Source organism: Rosenbergiella nectarea (assembly GCF_900111105.1).
GTDB classification, from domain to species: domain Bacteria; phylum Pseudomonadota; class Gammaproteobacteria; order Enterobacterales; family Enterobacteriaceae; genus Rosenbergiella; species Rosenbergiella nectarea.
The window spans coordinates 75,009-91,226 of record NZ_FOGC01000010.1 but is presented as its reverse complement, the minus strand read 5'-3'; the positions used below and the strand labels follow the sequence as shown (position 1 = coordinate 91,226).

The following is a 16,218-nucleotide window of genomic DNA, read 5'->3' as shown; positions in this document are numbered from 1 at the left end:
TTACACTATTTACCGATACAGAAACTGGAAAAAATTCTTCCTAGTAGATCATCGGAAGTAAACTCACCGGTAATTTCGCTCAACGCGCTTTGTGCCACTCGCAGTTCCTCTGCTAAAAGCTCCCCTGCATGCGCATCCAGCAGTTGCGCTTTACCTTGTAGTAGGTGAGTTCCTGCTAATTCTAATGCTTCTAGATGACGGCGCCTTGCAATAAACCCACCTTCGGTATTTCCGGCAAAGCCCATGCTCTTTTTAAGATGACCGCGTAATGCATCAATCCCCGACCCTTCGCGCGCGGAAAGACGGATAAGAAGGTTACCTTTCTCTTCAAAAAGCCCAGCGACCTCTCCGGTGATATCCGCCTTATTTCTGACGACAATGACGGGAATAGACGTTGGGAGGCGAGCGATAAAATCAGGCCAGATCGCTGCCGCATCAGTCGCTTCGGTGGTCGTGCTGTCCACCATAAATAATACGCAGTCAGCTTGATCTATCTCCTGCCACGCACGCTCAATACCAATACGCTCCACTTCATCACTGGCTTCACGCAACCCTGCGGTATCAATAATATGTAATGGCATGCCATCAATATGAATATGCTCGCGTAAGACGTCGCGGGTTGTTCCTGCTATATCGGTAACGATAGCGGCTTCCCTACCGGCAAGGGCATTGAGTAAACTTGATTTCCCAGCATTCGGACGACCGGCAATAACCACTTTCATGCCTTCGCGTAATAAGCTGCCTTGGCGAGCCTCTTGGCGGACGTCGTCTACGTCGCTAATAACGGTATTTAGCTGTGCCTCGATTTTACCATCTGAGAGAAAATCGATTTCTTCATCAGGAAAATCAATCGCCGCTTCAACGTAGATACGCAGATGAGTCAATGCTTCCACGAGGTGATTAACGCGCGCGGAGAACGCGCCTTGTAAAGAATTAACGGCAGAACGGGCGGCTTGCTCTGAACTTGCATCGATTAGGTCAGCAATAGCCTCAGCTTGAGCCAGGTCGAGTTTATCGTTGAGGAATGCGCGCTCTGAAAACTCTCCCGGTTTTGCAATACGTACCTTATTAGTCGCCAGGATACGTTTAAGTAAGAGGTCGAGAATAACCGGTCCGCCATGGCCTTGAAGCTCCAACACATCTTCGCCCGTAAAGGAGTGTGGATTGGGAAACCACAGGGCGATGCCTTGATCAAGCACTGCACCCTCCGCATCTTTAAAGGCAAGATACTCTGCGGTTCGAGGTTTAGGCAATTTCCCTAATAAACCCTGTGCAACGTCAGCGGCTGCTGGGCCTGATATTCTCAATATCCCAACACCGCCACGGCCGGGAGGGGTTGCTTGGGCGACGATCGTATCGTTGTGGCTCATGTTATTCTCTCTAGCATAAAAAAAGGCGGTCATAATGACCGCCTAAGTATAACGCGATTTAGCGTAATACGGGATTAGCCTTTTTTCTTACGGCTATGTAATCCACGCTTCTCTAATCCACGATAAATCAGCTGTTGCTGCAGGATCGTCACCAGGTTACTGACGATGTAGTACAGCACCAGACCTGATGGGAACCACAAGAAGAAGACAGTAAAGATGACAGGCATAAACGTCATAATCTTCTGCTGCATTGGATCAGTAACGGTTGTTGGAGACATCTTCTGAATGAAGAACATCGTCACACCCATTAAGATCGGCAGAATGTAGTACGGATCCTGTGCACTTAAGTCATGAATCCATAATGCAAAAGGTGCATGACGTAATTCAATCGATCCCATCAGCATGTAGTAAAGTGCTAAGAAGATTGGCATCTGAATTAACAGAGGAAGACATCCACCCAGAGGGTTAACTTTCTCTGCTTTATACAACGCCATCATTTCTTGGCTTACTCGTTGCTTATCTTCTCCGTGACGCTCACGCATGGCCTGAATTTTAGGCTGTAGCATGCGCATCTTAGCCATTGACGTGTATTGCGCTTTCGTCAATGGATACATGATACCGCGAACGATGAACGTAATAACGATAATGGAGAAGCCCCAGTTACCGATGAAGCTGTGCAGGAATTTCAGCAGCTTAAACAGCGGTTGAGAGATAAACCATAACCAACCATAATCAACGGTCAAGTCTAAGTGTGGTGCGGCAGCGGCCATTTGGTCTTGAATTTCAGGACCCACCCACAGCGTGGCTTTCAAGTCTTGTTGCTGACCCGCTGCGACGGTAATTGGCGTCGATTTAAAACCTACTGCCGCTAAGTTGTCGCTTAACTTCGTGGTATAAAACGTATTGTTACCCGAAGTGTGTGGGATCCATGCAGTCGCAAAGTATTGCTGTAACATTGCCACCCAACCATTGCTGGTGGTGGTGTTCAGATTCTTATCTTCAGCAATCGTATCGAACTTATATTTCTCATACTTCTCGTCGTTTGTGGAATACGCTGCACCACGGAAAGTATGTAAAGCAAAGTTACTGCTACCCGTATCACGGGCTTTAGGCAGGGTGATGGTTTGCTTCAGTTGGCCAAACATCGCCAACGATAGAGGCTGTTGAGTAACGTTATTTACGTTGTAGTCAACATTCACCGCATATCCGCCACGCTTGAATACAAACGTTTTAGTATAGACAACGCCATCGGCCGCAGTCCAAGTCATCGGTACACGCAGTTCAGACTGACCATCCGCTAGGGTATAGCTATCTTGAGTGGCGTTGAACAGAGGACGAGTCGTATTACTATCCGGTGCATTTTGTCCAATCAATCCACTTTGGGCTTGATAAACAAAGTCAGGAGCAGTTTCAAGTAATTGGAACGGAGTGGTTGAGCCTAACTTATCAGGATACGCCAGCAGTTTGGCTTGTTCAATATCGCCACCACGCGTATTAATCTGTAGAGAGAATACATCGGTGGTAACGGTTATGGTTTTACCTTGTCCACTATTGTTAGCCTGACTTGCGGCATCACCCGCAGGGGTGTTCGAATTCTGTGTAGTCTGCTGTGCTTGAGGCTGCGGATTATGATCCGCATGCCACGTTTGCCAGACCATAAAGGAGACGAACAGAAAAGCGATGAAAAAAAGATTGCGTTGCGAATCCATCGTTAGTTTTCTCTGGTTTCAGTGTTTTTCGGCGGCACAGGGTCGTCACCACCCGGATGTAAAGGATGGCATTTTAATACGCGTTTAATCGTTAACCAACTCCCTTTTGCTACGCCAAAACGGCGTAATGCTTCAATGCCGTAATGAGAACAACTGGGAGTAAAACGGCAATGTGGCCCAAGGAGTGGACTAATTAACCGTTGATAAACACGTATTAAAGCAATCAGGAGCCGCGTGCTAGGCGACAATGACGACGCCATAATTTCTCCAACACTTCCGTAAATGACTGATTATCCAGCTCCGCAATCCCTTTTTTAGCTACGATCACAAAATCCATCGCGGGTAATTCATGTTGACGTAGACGGAAACTTTCCCGAGTTAAGCGTTTAATTCGGTTACGTTCATGAGCCCGTTTAACATGTTTTTTCGCGACAGTGAGACCGATGCGGGGATGCCCCAGCGAATTTTGGCGGCCGAGAATGGTGATTTGCGGCATGCCAGCCCGTTGTGGTTGCTGGAAGACGAAAGTGAAATGAGCGGGAGTTAACAAACGTAACTCCCTAGGAAATGCGAGCTTAACCACTAGGGCTAGCTTTATTACTTAGAAACGGTCAGACGAGAACGGCCTTTAGCACGACGACGTGCTAGAACCTGACGACCATTTTTAGTAGCCATACGAGCACGGAAGCCGTGAGAACGGTTACGCTTCAGTACAGATGGTTGAAAAGTGCGTTTCATGGCGATTTCTACCTAAACTTGAAAATGTTCACTTGGTGATGCGTTATAAGGCCAGTAAAACGACCAACGCCTCGGTATATTTTATCAAAGAGGCGGGATTGTAATAATTGTACAGCCCGGAGTCAATTTACTTCGCTGATTATCATACGCCTATTCTCTATAAGAGAAGCTTTTTACGTTAGGAAAAACGTAACCGCCCTAAAATAGAATCGGCAAGATTATACTTGCTTCACGTTAAAGCGCAAGGATCGTTCTGGATCCTCGGTAGAAAGCTGATCGATGGGCAAAGCTTATTTTTGCCACAGGCAACACAACTATTGGAAAACCCTGTGGATAAAATGGGTAAAATCGGTGTAGAAAAGCAAGATCTCTGGCTCACTTTGCGTTATGATCCACGGTTCCGCAAGCGATCCCTTGTCGTGTACACGGCATTATTCAGGGAAACTATCGCTGCTGACGTATCTACGCTTATATATATAAAACATATTTATCAATATCTTAGCGCCATTTCTTGTCTTACTTTTTGTATGAGTGGAGTCCGCCGTGTCACTTACGCTTTGGCAACAGTGCCTTACCCGTCTACAGGATGAGCTTCCTGCCACTGAATTCAGTATGTGGATCAGACCTCTTCAAGCTGAGTTAAGCGACAACATTTTGGCTCTGTATGCCCCCAACCGTTTTGTTTTAGATTGGGTACGCGATAAGTACATCAATAATATTAATGCTCTGCTTAATGAATTTTGTGGGGCTAACGTCCCACAGTTACGTTTCGAAGTGGGTGCTAAACCGGTCAGTACTCAACCTATCAATACAGTACCGGCGGTTGAAAAAATACCGGCGGCGACAGTGCCGGCCCAGCCCGTGGTAACAAACGATAATCGTCGCCCTAGTTGGGACAGTGTGCCCGCGCCAGTCGACGTGGCGTACCGCTCGAACGTAAATAACCGTCATAACTTTGACAACTTTGTTGAAGGTAAATCAAACCAACTCGCTCGTGCTGCTGCCCGTCAAGTTGCCGATAATCCTGGCGGCGCCTATAACCCCTTATTTCTTTACGGGGGAACAGGTTTAGGTAAAACGCACTTATTGCATGCGGTGGGTAATGGCATTATGGCTCATAAACCTAATGCAAAAGTGGTTTATATGCACTCAGAGCGATTCGTACAAGATATGGTGAAAGCCCTACAGAATAATGCGATTGAAGAATTTAAGCGCTATTATCGCTCTGTTGATGCATTATTAATCGATGATATTCAATTTTTTGCGAATAAAGAGCGTTCTCAAGAAGAGTTTTTTCATACCTTCAACGCATTGTTAGAAGGCAATCAGCAAATTATTTTAACGTCAGATCGTTATCCTAAAGAGATTAATGGCGTCGAAGATCGGTTAAAATCGCGGTTTGGCTGGGGTTTGACCGTTGCTATTGAACCGCCAGAGCTGGAAACCCGTGTCGCTATTTTAATGAAAAAAGCGGATGAAAATAATATTCGCCTCCCTGGCGAAGTTGCATTCTTTATTGCAAAACGTCTGCGTTCCAATGTGCGGGAATTGGAAGGGGCATTGAATCGTGTGATTGCCAATGCAAACTTTACCGGACGAGCTATCACCATTGATTTCGTTCGCGAAGCATTACGCGATTTATTAGCGCTGCAAGAAAAGTTGGTTACGATCGATAATATTCAGAAAACAGTGGCAGAATACTATAAAATTAAAGTTGCCGATTTGCTGTCTAAGCGTCGATCGCGCTCAGTCGCAAGACCACGTCAAATGGCGATGGCGATGGCAAAAGAATTAACTAACCACAGCTTACCTGAAATCGGGGATGCTTTTGGTGGGCGCGATCATACGACGGTATTACATGCTTGCCGTAAGATCGAACAGTTACGCGAAGAAAGTCATGATATCAAAGAAGACTTTTCTAATCTAATCAGAACATTATCCTCTTGATGCTATGAAATTTATTGTAGAACGTGAGCATCTGCTCAAACCATTACAGCAAGTCAGCAGCCCTTTAGGTGGGAGACCCACTCTGCCTATTTTAGGGAATATTTTACTGCAAGTGACAGAGAACTGTTTATCTCTCACCGGGACTGATCTCGAAATGGAGATGATTGCCCGTGTCGGATTAACGAAAGCGCATGAAGTCGGTGCGACGACTGTGCCTGCTCGTAAGTTTCTCGATATTTGTCGTGGACTGCCGGAAGGGGCCGAGATACATGTCACCCTTGATGGGGATCGTATTTTGGTACGTTCTGGACGAAGCCGGTTCTCCCTTTCCACCTTGCCAGCGGGAGACTTTCCTAATCTCGACGATTGGCAAAGTGATGTGGAATTCACATTACCGCATGCCACCCTAAAACGCTTAATTGATGCTACCCAGTTCTCAATGGCTCACCAGGATGTGCGTTATTACTTAAACGGTATGTTGTTTGAAACGGAAGGTGAAGAACTTCGAACCGTCTCGACCGATGGTCACCGACTTGCGGTCTGTGCGATGTCAGTAGGGCAATCATTACCCCACCACTCAGTGATCGTCCCTCGTAAAGGCGTGACTGAACTGGTACGTTTATTAGATGGAAGTGAAACCCCATTACAGGTCCAGATTGGAAGTAACAATATTCGGGCGCATGTTGGCGACTATATTTTCACCTCCAAATTGGTGGACGGTCGTTTCCCTGATTATCGTCGGGTGCTTCCGAAAAATCCTGATAAGACATTAGAATCTGGCTGCGATGTGCTTAAACAGGCCTTTGCGCGGGCGGCGATTCTCTCAAACGAGAAATTCCGGGGTGTACGTTTGTTCATCACGCAGAACCAACTACGTATTACCGCGAACAACCCTGAGCAAGAAGAAGCCGAAGAAATTTTAGATGTCGACTATCAAGGCAGTGATCTGGAAATAGGCTTTAATGTCAGCTACGTGTTAGACGTATTAAATGCGCTCAAATGCGAAAACGTCCGGCTACTGTTGACTGATTCCGTGTCCAGTGTGCAGATTGAAGATGTCGCGAGTCCGCATGCAGCTTATGTTGTTATGCCAATGCGGCTCTAGGGGGTGCTGAGCAGGATAGACTTGCTGATTACTGGTTACCCTTATGTCTATTAACCGATTAATGATAAAAGACTTCCGCAATATCGACCAAGCGGAACTCGCCCCGGCTTCGGGGTTTAATTATTTGATAGGCGAAAATGGTAGCGGTAAAACCAGCGTTTTAGAGGCAATTTATACTCTCGGTCATGGTCGTGCATTTCGTAGCGTGCAGACCGCGAGGGTAATCCGGCATGATATGTCCGAATTCGTCTTGCACTGTCGATTAGCGGGCGAGCAGCATCAGCAAACCTTGGGATTGAGTAAAGACCGCGCAGGCACGACCAAGGTGAGAATTGATGGGACTGACGGTCATCGTGTTGCCGACCTCGCGCAGTTACTTCCAATGCAGCTTATTACCCCAGAAGGTTTCACCTTGCTCACCGGGGGGCCTAAATTTCGGCGGGCTTATATTGATTGGGGTTGTTTTCACCGCTATCCAGGCTTTTTTACGGCTTGGAATGATTATCGACGATTGATCAAACAGCGTAATGCCGCGTTAAGGCAAGTGAGTCGTTATCAGCAATTACGCCCTTGGGACCAATTAATGGTCCCCTTAGCGGAGCAGATAAGCGCTTGGCGTGCCGAATATAGCGAGCATATCGCGCTAGAAATCCAGAAAACCTGCCAGCAGTTTTTACCCGAATTTGCTTTGCAATTCTCCTACCTACGAGGGTGGGAGAAAGAAAGCGATTATGCAGAATTACTCGAACGACAGTTCGAACGTGACCGTGGGTTAACCTATACCTCGTCGGGACCGCATAAAGCGGATTTTCGGATCCGTGCACATGCAACGCCTGTCGAAGATCTGTTATCTCGAGGTCAGTTAAAATTACTTATGTGTGCACTGCGGTTAGCCCAAGGTGAATTCCTTACCCAACAGAGTGGTCGTCGTTGTATTTACCTGATTGATGATTTTGCCTCTGAGCTTGATGACTCACGTCGGCATCTCTTAGCCGAACGTTTAAAAGCCACACAAGCGCAAGTTTTCGTTAGCGCAATTAATTTTGATCATGTAATCGACATGAATGACGAAAAGGGCAAGATGTTCAGCGTAGAAAAGGGTAAAATAACCGTTCAATCTTCAGAAAAATGAGTGAGAAACGTTGATGTCGAATTCTTATGACTCCTCAAGTATTAAAGTCTTAAAAGGACTTGATGCGGTACGTAAACGCCCAGGCATGTATATTGGTGATACCGATGATGGTACTGGGTTGCATCACATGGTATTCGAGGTTGTGGATAACGCCATCGACGAAGCCCTAGCCGGTCACTGTAGTGAAATTACAGTCACCATTCATGCTGACAACTCCGTATCGGTACAAGATGATGGGCGGGGGATTCCAACGGGCATTCACCCAGAGGAAGGCGTTTCGGCTGCCGAAGTCATCATGACAGTCCTGCATGCGGGCGGGAAATTTGATGATAACTCCTATAAAGTCTCCGGGGGGTTACATGGCGTAGGCGTATCAGTGGTAAACGCCCTCTCCGCAAAATTAGAACTGACTATCCGTCGTGATAACAAAGTTCACCAACAAACCTATGTGCATGGTGTGCCACAGGCCTCGTTAACGGTTGTTGGCGAGACTGATTCTACGGGTACGCAAGTGCGTTTTTGGCCAAGCCACGAAACCTTCACTAATGTCGTTGTTTTTGAATATGAAATTTTAGCCAAGCGCCTTCGCGAGCTTTCATTTCTAAACTCTGGTGTGTCGATTCGCCTTGAAGATAAGCGTGATGATAAAGCCGATCATTACCACTATGAAGGCGGTATTAAGGCATTCGTTGAGTACCTGAATAAAAATAAAACGCCTATCCATCCTAATGTTTTCTACTTCTCTACAGAAAAAGACGGTATCGGTGTCGAAGTTGCTCTGCAATGGAATGATGGATTCCAAGAGAATATTTACTGTTTTACTAACAACATCCCACAGCGCGACGGCGGTACTCACTTGGCCGGTTTCCGTGCGGCGATGACGCGTACGTTGAACGCGTATATGGATAAAGAAGGGTACAGTAAAAAGGCAAAAGTCAGCGCAACGGGTGACGATGCGCGTGAAGGACTGATTGCGGTCGTGTCAGTGAAAGTACCGGATCCGAAGTTCTCTTCACAAACTAAAGATAAACTCGTTTCTTCAGAAGTGAAGTCTGCTGTTGAACAGCAAATGAACGAGTTACTCGCTGAATACCTGCTCGAAAATCCAGGTGATGCAAAGATCGTCGTGGGTAAAATTATCGATGCAGCACGGGCCCGTGAAGCCGCCCGCCGTGCGCGCGAAATGACACGCCGTAAAGGTGCCTTGGACCTCGCCGGGTTACCGGGTAAATTGGCCGATTGCCAAGAAAGAGATCCTGCGCACTCTGAAATCTACTTAGTGGAGGGTGACTCGGCAGGTGGATCGGCGAAGCAAGGACGTAACCGTAAAAACCAAGCTATTCTTCCGCTAAAAGGTAAGATCCTTAACGTTGAGAAAGCGCGCTTCGATAAAATGCTCTCTTCACAGGAAGTGGCGACGCTTATCACCGCGTTAGGCTGTGGTATTGGTCGCGACGAATATAACCCAGATAAGTTACGTTATCATAGCATCATCATCATGACCGATGCGGACGTAGATGGTTCGCATATTCGTACGCTTTTACTGACCTTCTTCTATCGTCAAATGCCAGAGCTTATTGAGCGTGGTCACGTCTATATTGCTCAACCGCCTTTATTTAAAGTGAAAAAAGGTAAGCAAGAGCAATATATTAAAGACGGCGACGCAATGGACCAATACAACATTGCTATTGCCTTGGATGGTGCTGCCTTGTACACCACCACCGGTGCACCGGCCTTACAGGGTGAAGCTCTGGAACAACTCGTGGCATCATTTATTAGCACAGGTAAAATGATCAAGCGTATGGAGCGTCATTATCCGAGCGCTCTGTTAAACAGCTTGGTTTATAACCCTGCGTTAGTTGAGCTTTCTGACAGCACGCATACTCAGGGTTGGGTGAACGGTTTAGTCACTTATTTAACCGAAAACGAAGTTAGCGGCAGCACTTATTCAGCGATTATTCGTGAGAATCGTGAGCTGAATATTCACGAGCCGGTCATTCGTGTTCGCACGCATGGCGTCGATACGGATTACACCTTGGACCGTGACTTTATTGAGGGACCTGAGTACCGTAAACTGTCACAACTAGGCCAAGCGCTTAATGGCTTACTTGAAGAAGATGCTTACGTGGAACGTGGTGAACGCCGTCAACCCGTCGCGACCTTCACCCAAGCGGTTGACTGGTTGATCAAAGAGTCCCGTCGTGGGCTTTCGATTCAGCGCTATAAAGGACTCGGTGAGATGAACCCAGAGCAGCTATGGGAGACCACCATGGATCCTGAAAGTCGCCGTATGTTACGCGTGACCATTAAAGATGCTATCGCTGCGGACCAACTGTTCACCACATTAATGGGTGATGCCGTGGAACCTCGCCGTGCCTTTATTGAAGATAATGCCTTAAAAGCGGCTAATATCGATATTTAAGGTTAACGTGCGTGAGCATGCTTTAGCGGTAGTCGGATCACCGTAACTACGCTACTCTGAAAACACCGCTAGCACACTGCAGCGGTGTTTTTTTATTTATGCAGAGGGGTAAACATGGCAGTAAAAATGATTGCGCTAGATATGGATGGCACGTTACTCAATCCGCAGCATGAAATCACGGCAGCGGTAAAGGCAGCTATCGAGCAGGCTAAAGCAAAAGGCATACTCGTCGTGCTTGCCTCAGGACGTCCTTATATCGGGATGCAAAAATATGTTGCGGAGCTAGGACTTAACGTCCCAGATCAATATTGTATTAGTTACAATGGTGGCTTAGTTCAGCGCGCTGAAGATGGACACCCTATCCTTGAGACAACGCTCGGGATGGAGGATTATCACTACTTTGAGCAATTATCTCAGCAGCTGCAAGTCCACTTCCAAGCGTTGGATAAACAATACCTCTATACCCCTAACCAAGATATCAGCCGCTACACAGTTCATGAATCTGAGATTACAGGGATACCGTTACGTTATCGTAGTGTTGAGGCGATGGACGCCGATCTCCGTTTCCCGAAACTGATGATGGTGGATGAGCCAGAACAATTAGACAAAGCGATCAGTCAGCTACCTGCTGATCTCCATGATCGTTACACTTTAGTGAAGAGTGCTAACCACTACCTTGAGATCTTGGATAAGCGAGTAAGTAAAGGTAATAGCGTGCGTCACCTTGCAGAAAAGCTTGGGATCAGCGCTGAAGAGGTCTTAGCGGTAGGCGATCATGAAAACGATCTCACAATGTTAGCGTGGGCGGGCTACGGGGTGGCAATGGGAAATGCTATTGATGCGGTAAAAGAGCAGGCCACTTATCACACAGCATCTAATCGAGAAGATGGCGTCGCGAAAGCGATTCAACAGTGGGCGCTGTAGGACGATTACAAAGCGGAAAAAATAGTGACAAAAACCGCATTTTTGGGTAATCGTAAAATAGTAACTAGGGTTATTATTAACTTACTCAGTCATTGCAGGTAATACTGAAGTGACCAAAAATTAGCACTGTGAGCAAGTTGTCTAATAAGTAATTATAATAAGAGCGTTTTATTCCCTGAATGGCTGCCGAAAGGCAGCTTTTTTTTTGCCTAGACGCTGTGCGAGGATTACGGCATAGTGCGATTTTAGCGTCGACGCCTTAGGAAACCGGTATGGATGAAGTACAAGTCACGACTCGCTTACAACATCATCAACTGACAAATGCCCAAGTTTGGAGTGCAGACGGCCAGAGCCTTGTGTACGATCTTCGCCCCGCCCAGCATCTTTTTACGAGCCAGTGTGTTGAGAAAATCCACGTCGAGACGGGAAAAGTGACTGAAATTTATCGGGCTTCTAAAGGCGCGCATGTAGGTGTGATTACTGCACATCCGCAAATTAATGACCGCTTTGTCTGTATTCATGGACCGGAATCCCCTGACGATGAATGGCATTATGATGTTCATCACCGACGCGGTGTCATTCTCTCCTCGGGAAAAGTTGAGACGTTAGATGCTTGTGATATCACGCCGCCTTTTACTCTTGGGGCGCTACGCGGCGGCAGCCACGTGCATATGTTCAGTCAGGAAGGCGATAGGATCAGTTTTACCTATAACGACCATGTGATGCGCCAACGCGCCGTTGAAGAAGACCAGCGTAATGTGGCGATAGCGCTGCCATACCACCCTGTTACTGTCTTAAATAAGGCTCCTCGAGAACACGATGGTTCGCATTTTTGTGTGGTAGTCAGTCAGACGACTCTTGCACCCCAGCCAGGTAGCGATCAAATCTCACGTGCCTTCGAGGAAGGTTGGATTGGGCACCAAGGCTATATCAATGAGTTAGGAGAGCGGCAGCGCTGGGCATTGGCCTTTATCGGTGAAACAGTTTCCGTTACAGGGCACAGCGTCCCGGAAATTTTTATTGTCGACCTTCCAGACGATTTTACCGCCTATCAACATGCTGGCGATCAGCCGATTGAGGGCACTGAGCGCTGTTTACCCGCGCCACCAGCCGGAATTGTGCAGCGCAGACTTACTTTTAGTGACGGGGTAGGTGTTGCCTTACAGCCTCGGCATTGGTTAAGAAGCTCGCCGGATGGCAGACTGATCGCTTTTTTAATGGCTGATTTAAACGATATTATTCAACTTTGGGTTATTTCGCCTAACGGCGGCTTGCCCCAGCAATCAACACAAGGCTACCACGATGTGCAATCGGCCTTTACCTGGCATCCTTTAGGTAAAGCGATAACCTTTGTCTTAAATAACCAGATTGTTATTTACGATTTAACCTTGGACACTATTGTCCCACTTACCACCAAAACCTCTACCGCGCCTTGTGCCGAGGCGGTAGTCTGGTCACCGAAAGGCGATAAAATAGCCTTCATGCGTGATATTGGTGGCTTTAGGCAGATATTTACGGTGACCACTACTGAATTATATTGGTGTTAGCTTGCGCGAGCGCTTCATCAGTGTGGTTCAGTTTTTCGCTTGCCGCGACACGATCTCTGAGCGAAGAAGGTTCGCTGTGACTGTTACGGTAATAATCCCAAGGTAAAATTAACGTATCGGTGAGCGCCGAGAACGGGTAATCCAGTACGGCTAGGGATTTTATACCCCAGGTCGTATCGTTACTGCCAATAATTTCGTTATTGGCTTGTGTGCCAAGGTAGTAGCCTCGATTGTCCCCAGTGTGTGACATGATGCTAGAACATGCTGTAAGGCTGACTAGGCAGCTCGAAATCATTACAAATTTAGGTAGAGCTTTACGTCTGAGCATGTGTAACTCCTCATTCCATCCATGGCGAAGCAGGTTAAGTAACCCTCAACAGGGAACCCTATAGTTGCTGCTTAGAAAGTGTGCCTTTCAGTGTATGACAAATTCTAAAATATTCCTTTCTAATTCCTTTCATTTAAGGAAAAAATTGTGACACATAGCGATTAATAATCGAGCGATTAGGAATACTGAATTTAACAGTGAAACAAAGAGTCTCCACGCCATGACTACAGTTTACAGAGGCGCAGATAACTGACTATTCTTGGGGCAAAACTATTCACGACAAGACCTGAAATAATTAACACTACCGACAGGATTTGTGAGCGGGTCAAGGTTTCACCCAAAACAAGAGTGGCGGCGACCATCCCTACAACAGGCACGAGCAGGGTTAATGGGGCGACAGTAGTAGTGGGGTATTTACTCAGTAGCGCTCCCCAAATAGCATAAGCAACCACCGTACACAGTATCGCTAAATAGAAGATGGTTAATACATTAAATAAGTTAATGTTTATGAGGCTATGCCAAAGACTTTCTTTACCATCAATGAAGAGTGCACACAGAAAGAAAGGTAATACCGGGATAAAAGCACTCCACACCACCAATTTTAAAGGTTCGACAGGGTAGCGTCGTAAAATAATCTTACTAACAATGTTGCCGATGCCCCAGCTTAATGCCGCCCCTAAAGTAAGCAATAAAGTAAATAGCGACATACCGGAGGTTTGAGTGGGGTTAATGCTGCTGTTTGCTAAGCACACCATCCCCACTATTGCTATCAATAATCCAACGATGTGATGGGATTTAATTTTTTCCCCTAAACAGAGCGCACCGAAGAAAAGCGTAAAGAAGGCTTGAGATTGTAGCAATAGTGACGCTAAGCCTGCCGGCATACCGAGATTCAACGCCAAGAACAGCAGGCCAAACTGCAGAAAGCTGATCGTTAGTCCATAGGCAATAATTAGATGGAGCGGAACTTTCGGCCTAGAAACCAGTAAACAAGCGGGGAAGGCAACAAAAGTAAAGCGAAGTCCAGCAAGCAAAAAAGGGGGGAAATTATGCAAGCCTATTTTGATGACGACAAAGTTAATCCCCCAAATAAGAATAACGAGCAATGCTAACCCAACGTCTCTGATCGACATAACCCCCCTAACTAATTGGCTGTAGACGGGCATCATCACGATGCCCAGTAAAGAGGAAATTATGCCTCTAAGGCTTCAGGGTTGATAATATTTTCTTTCAATGTACCTTGCAGCCCTAAAATCAGATTTTCAACACCATCACGTTTCATCGCATAACGTGTTTCATGGGTAGCTGAACCGATATGAGGCAAGGTCACGACATTCGGAAGCGTTGTTAATTCAGAACTCCCTACTAATGGTTCTTTTTCAAACACATCTAAACCAGCACCATAAATTTTCTTTTCTTTCAGTGCGGCAATAAGCGCCTCTTCATCGACGACAGGTCCACGCCCAGCGTTAATTAAAATCGCGCTCTCTTTCATTTGGTCAAATTGAGCATGACTGATCAAATGATGAGTTTCGTCAGTAAGCGGCAATACGACACAGACGAAATCGGCTTCAGCGAGAAGTTGCTCAACGCTTGCATAGTGAGCATTAACTTCTTGCTCAGCATTCTTATGCGGCTTGCGGGCATTGTAGAGAATATCCATACCGAAGCCATGGTGCGCACGCTTGGCTAACGCTAACCCAATACGGCCCATACCGATAATCCCCATCTTCTTATGATGGACATCAATCGCCAAGGGTAATTTTTCCGGGGCGGCATCCCATCCTCCGGTTTTCACCCACTGATCCATGGCTGGAATGTTTCTCGCCGCACAGAGTACTAATGCCATCATGGCATCGGCGACCGTTTCCGTGAGAGCGCCAGGAGTATTGGTGAGGATAGCTTTATGATGGGTTAAGGCCCCGATATCATAGGAGTCATAACCTGCAGAAACGGTAGAACAGACTTTTAATGCTGGCATCTGTGCAAGCAACGCTTCATTCACTTTGCCACCCGAACCAATTAGACCTTCAGCTTTTTTGAAAGCTTCAGCACGTCGAGTAACCGTTTCTTGATCAAGGTTGTCCACCTCTACCACTTCGAAGTGGGTCGTGAGTTGACTTACTAAATCAGCGGGTAGTGGCATAAATTGGATAATTGTGGGTTTCATTCGAACCTCTCTTAAGGATATTTAAGAATAAAGCACTTCATGCAGCACGAAGTAGCCCTACGTAATAATGGACACGTTCGGCAATATCACGACCTTCCAATGGAAATTCGATACCTAAGGGAACGCCTTCAGGCATCATGCTGAGGAGTGATCGCCATTCACCTTGTGTTGGATCTAAGCTGATAGCCTGCCAAGATGCCTCGACTTGTACCGCGGCTTTGACGTGACAGTATGAGACGAAGGGTGCAAGCTGCTCTGCCGCTTTACAAGGCGACTCTCCGACCCACAACCAATTAGCCATATCGAACGTCATACCTTGGACGGTTGGTAATGGATGGTAGTGACTGAAATAGTCCAACATCGGTTGGATCTTTCCGGTTGCGGTCTGATCATTTTCTATCAGCAGCGGAATGCTACAGTCAGAAAGCTGGGCAGCCAGTTGTTCGGAAGAATACGCCCCGGCTCCCGTCCCTAAGGCAAACTTAATCGCTCGCGCATTAAGCAAGGCCGCTTCCCGCTGAAAGTGTTCGAGTCGTGGGTTAATCGTACCCGGAGCGGTAAAAAGCGACTCAGGGACAGAGTAATAAGAAAACAGTCCTTGTGCGTCGATAAGTAACTTAAGATCAACCAGCTCTTGGTCGACGGCTAACGAGAGGAGTTCTCGACGTATTTCCACGCCATCAGCACCCGACTGAGCGATGATTGGAATAAAATAGCGTTGTCCACCAGCTTGATGAACAACTTCGGCACCGAAGGCCGCCGTGACGACAATAATTTTTCTTTCCATCACTACCTCTGAAGACGTAGAGTGTTACAGGATAAATGG

At 46.8% G+C, this 16,218-nt stretch carries 15 protein-coding genes; 6 read left to right on the top strand and 9 right to left on the bottom strand.

The features are described 5' to 3' along the window. Positions 1-5: 5 nt before the first annotated feature. The 5 genes from mnmE to rpmH form a co-directional block, all read right to left on the bottom strand. Positions 6-1,370 carry a tRNA uridine-5-carboxymethylaminomethyl(34) synthesis GTPase MnmE gene (gene mnmE / locus BMX14_RS12480; protein ID WP_092677406.1) on the bottom strand — a complete coding sequence of 455 codons (1,365 nt, stop codon included), beginning with the start codon at positions 1,368-1,370 and terminating at the stop codon, positions 6-8. Between the two features lie 74 nt (positions 1,371-1,444). Further along, positions 1,445-3,079: a membrane protein insertase YidC gene (gene yidC / locus BMX14_RS12475; protein ID WP_092677279.1), complete on the bottom strand. Its 1,635-nt coding sequence runs from the start codon at positions 3,077-3,079 to the stop codon at positions 1,445-1,447. A gap of 2 nt (positions 3,080-3,081) precedes the next feature. Next, positions 3,082-3,339, bottom strand: coding sequence for a membrane protein insertion efficiency factor YidD (gene yidD / locus BMX14_RS12470; RefSeq protein WP_092677277.1), 258 nt, complete (start codon positions 3,337-3,339; stop codon positions 3,082-3,084). After that, on the bottom strand, positions 3,303-3,662 hold the full coding sequence (gene rnpA, locus BMX14_RS12465) for a ribonuclease P protein component (RefSeq protein WP_092677275.1): 360 nt from the start codon (positions 3,660-3,662) through the stop codon (positions 3,303-3,305). The genes yidD and rnpA overlap by 37 nt, the downstream gene beginning before the upstream one ends. A 14-nt stretch (positions 3,663-3,676) precedes the next feature. Continuing rightward, positions 3,677-3,817, bottom strand: a complete 141-nt coding sequence (gene rpmH, locus BMX14_RS12460; protein WP_003849659.1) for a 50S ribosomal protein L34 — start codon at positions 3,815-3,817, stop codon at positions 3,677-3,679. 543 nt (positions 3,818-4,360) lie between these two features. On the opposite strand from rpmH, the gene dnaA reads away from it, so the two are divergent. From dnaA to BMX14_RS12430, 6 genes are all read left to right on the top strand, one after another. After that, positions 4,361-5,764 carry a chromosomal replication initiator protein DnaA gene (dnaA, locus tag BMX14_RS12455; protein ID WP_092677274.1) on the top strand — a complete coding sequence of 468 codons (1,404 nt, stop codon included), beginning with the start codon at positions 4,361-4,363 and terminating at the stop codon, positions 5,762-5,764. Between the two features lie 4 nt (positions 5,765-5,768). Beyond that, positions 5,769-6,869 (top strand): DNA polymerase III subunit beta, encoded by a 1,101-nt coding sequence (dnaN, locus tag BMX14_RS12450; RefSeq protein WP_092677272.1) that lies wholly within the window; start codon positions 5,769-5,771, stop codon positions 6,867-6,869. A gap of 43 nt (positions 6,870-6,912) precedes the next feature. Beyond that, positions 6,913-8,001: a DNA replication/repair protein RecF gene (gene recF / locus BMX14_RS12445; protein WP_092677270.1), complete on the top strand. Its 1,089-nt coding sequence runs from the start codon at positions 6,913-6,915 to the stop codon at positions 7,999-8,001. A gap of 13 nt (positions 8,002-8,014) precedes the next feature. Further along, positions 8,015-10,423, top strand: a complete 2,409-nt coding sequence (gyrB, locus tag BMX14_RS12440; protein WP_092677268.1) for a DNA topoisomerase (ATP-hydrolyzing) subunit B — start codon at positions 8,015-8,017, stop codon at positions 10,421-10,423. Between the two features lie 114 nt (positions 10,424-10,537). Beyond that, a complete protein-coding gene (gene yidA, locus BMX14_RS12435) occupies positions 10,538-11,347 on the top strand; it encodes a sugar-phosphatase (protein ID WP_092677266.1) in 810 nt (269 codons plus the stop codon). A 272-nt stretch (positions 11,348-11,619) separates the two neighbouring features. Continuing rightward, entirely contained in the window at positions 11,620-12,894 is a 1,275-nt protein-coding gene (locus BMX14_RS12430) for a DUF3748 domain-containing protein (RefSeq protein WP_092677264.1), read from the top strand. Here BMX14_RS12430 and BMX14_RS12425 read toward each other — a convergent pair. The 4 genes from BMX14_RS12425 to BMX14_RS12410 all read right to left on the bottom strand — a co-directional run bounded on the left by BMX14_RS12425 (position 12,872) and on the right by BMX14_RS12410 (position 16,179). Next, the gene (locus tag BMX14_RS12425; RefSeq protein WP_092677262.1) at positions 12,872-13,222 is read right to left on the bottom strand and encodes a YceK/YidQ family lipoprotein; all 351 of its coding nucleotides are present in this window, start codon (positions 13,220-13,222) and stop codon (positions 12,872-12,874) included. The genes BMX14_RS12430 and BMX14_RS12425 overlap by 23 nt on opposite strands. Positions 13,223-13,446: 224 nt before the next feature. Continuing rightward, complete coding sequence (locus tag BMX14_RS12420; protein ID WP_092677260.1) at positions 13,447-14,355, bottom strand: EamA family transporter; 909 nt, start codon at positions 14,353-14,355, stop codon at positions 13,447-13,449. Positions 14,356-14,414: 59 nt separating this feature from the next. Beyond that, positions 14,415-15,392 carry an NAD(P)-dependent oxidoreductase gene (locus tag BMX14_RS12415; RefSeq protein ID WP_092677258.1) on the bottom strand — a complete coding sequence of 326 codons (978 nt, stop codon included), beginning with the start codon at positions 15,390-15,392 and terminating at the stop codon, positions 14,415-14,417. A 37-nt stretch (positions 15,393-15,429) separates the two neighbouring features. Then, positions 15,430-16,179, bottom strand: coding sequence for a sugar phosphate isomerase/epimerase family protein (locus BMX14_RS12410; RefSeq protein ID WP_092677256.1), 750 nt, complete (start codon positions 16,177-16,179; stop codon positions 15,430-15,432). Between the last annotated feature and the right edge of the window lie 39 nt (positions 16,180-16,218).

Coding starts and splice junctions, on each gene's coding strand:
- BMX14_RS12415 (WP_092677258.1), bottom strand. CDS start 15,392: ATGAAACCCACAATTATCCAATTTATGCCACTACCCGCTGATTTAGTA.
- BMX14_RS12420 (WP_092677260.1), bottom strand. CDS start 14,355: ATGTCGATCAGAGACGTTGGGTTAGCATTGCTCGTTATTCTTATTTGG.
- BMX14_RS12425 (WP_092677262.1), bottom strand. CDS start 13,222: ATGCTCAGACGTAAAGCTCTACCTAAATTTGTAATGATTTCGAGCTGC.
- rpmH (WP_003849659.1), bottom strand. CDS start 3,817: ATGAAACGCACTTTTCAACCATCTGTACTGAAGCGTAACCGTTCTCAC.
- mnmE (WP_092677406.1), bottom strand. CDS start 1,370: ATGAGCCACAACGATACGATCGTCGCCCAAGCAACCCCTCCCGGCCGT.
- recF (WP_092677270.1), top strand. CDS start 6,913: ATGTCTATTAACCGATTAATGATAAAAGACTTCCGCAATATCGACCAA.
- BMX14_RS12410 (WP_092677256.1), bottom strand. CDS start 16,179: ATGGAAAGAAAAATTATTGTCGTCACGGCGGCCTTCGGTGCCGAAGTT.
- BMX14_RS12430 (WP_092677264.1), top strand. CDS start 11,620: ATGGATGAAGTACAAGTCACGACTCGCTTACAACATCATCAACTGACA.
- yidC (WP_092677279.1), bottom strand. CDS start 3,079: ATGGATTCGCAACGCAATCTTTTTTTCATCGCTTTTCTGTTCGTCTCC.
- yidD (WP_092677277.1), bottom strand. CDS start 3,339: ATGGCGTCGTCATTGTCGCCTAGCACGCGGCTCCTGATTGCTTTAATA.
- gyrB (WP_092677268.1), top strand. CDS start 8,015: ATGTCGAATTCTTATGACTCCTCAAGTATTAAAGTCTTAAAAGGACTT.
- yidA (WP_092677266.1), top strand. CDS start 10,538: ATGGCAGTAAAAATGATTGCGCTAGATATGGATGGCACGTTACTCAAT.
- dnaN (WP_092677272.1), top strand. CDS start 5,769: ATGAAATTTATTGTAGAACGTGAGCATCTGCTCAAACCATTACAGCAA.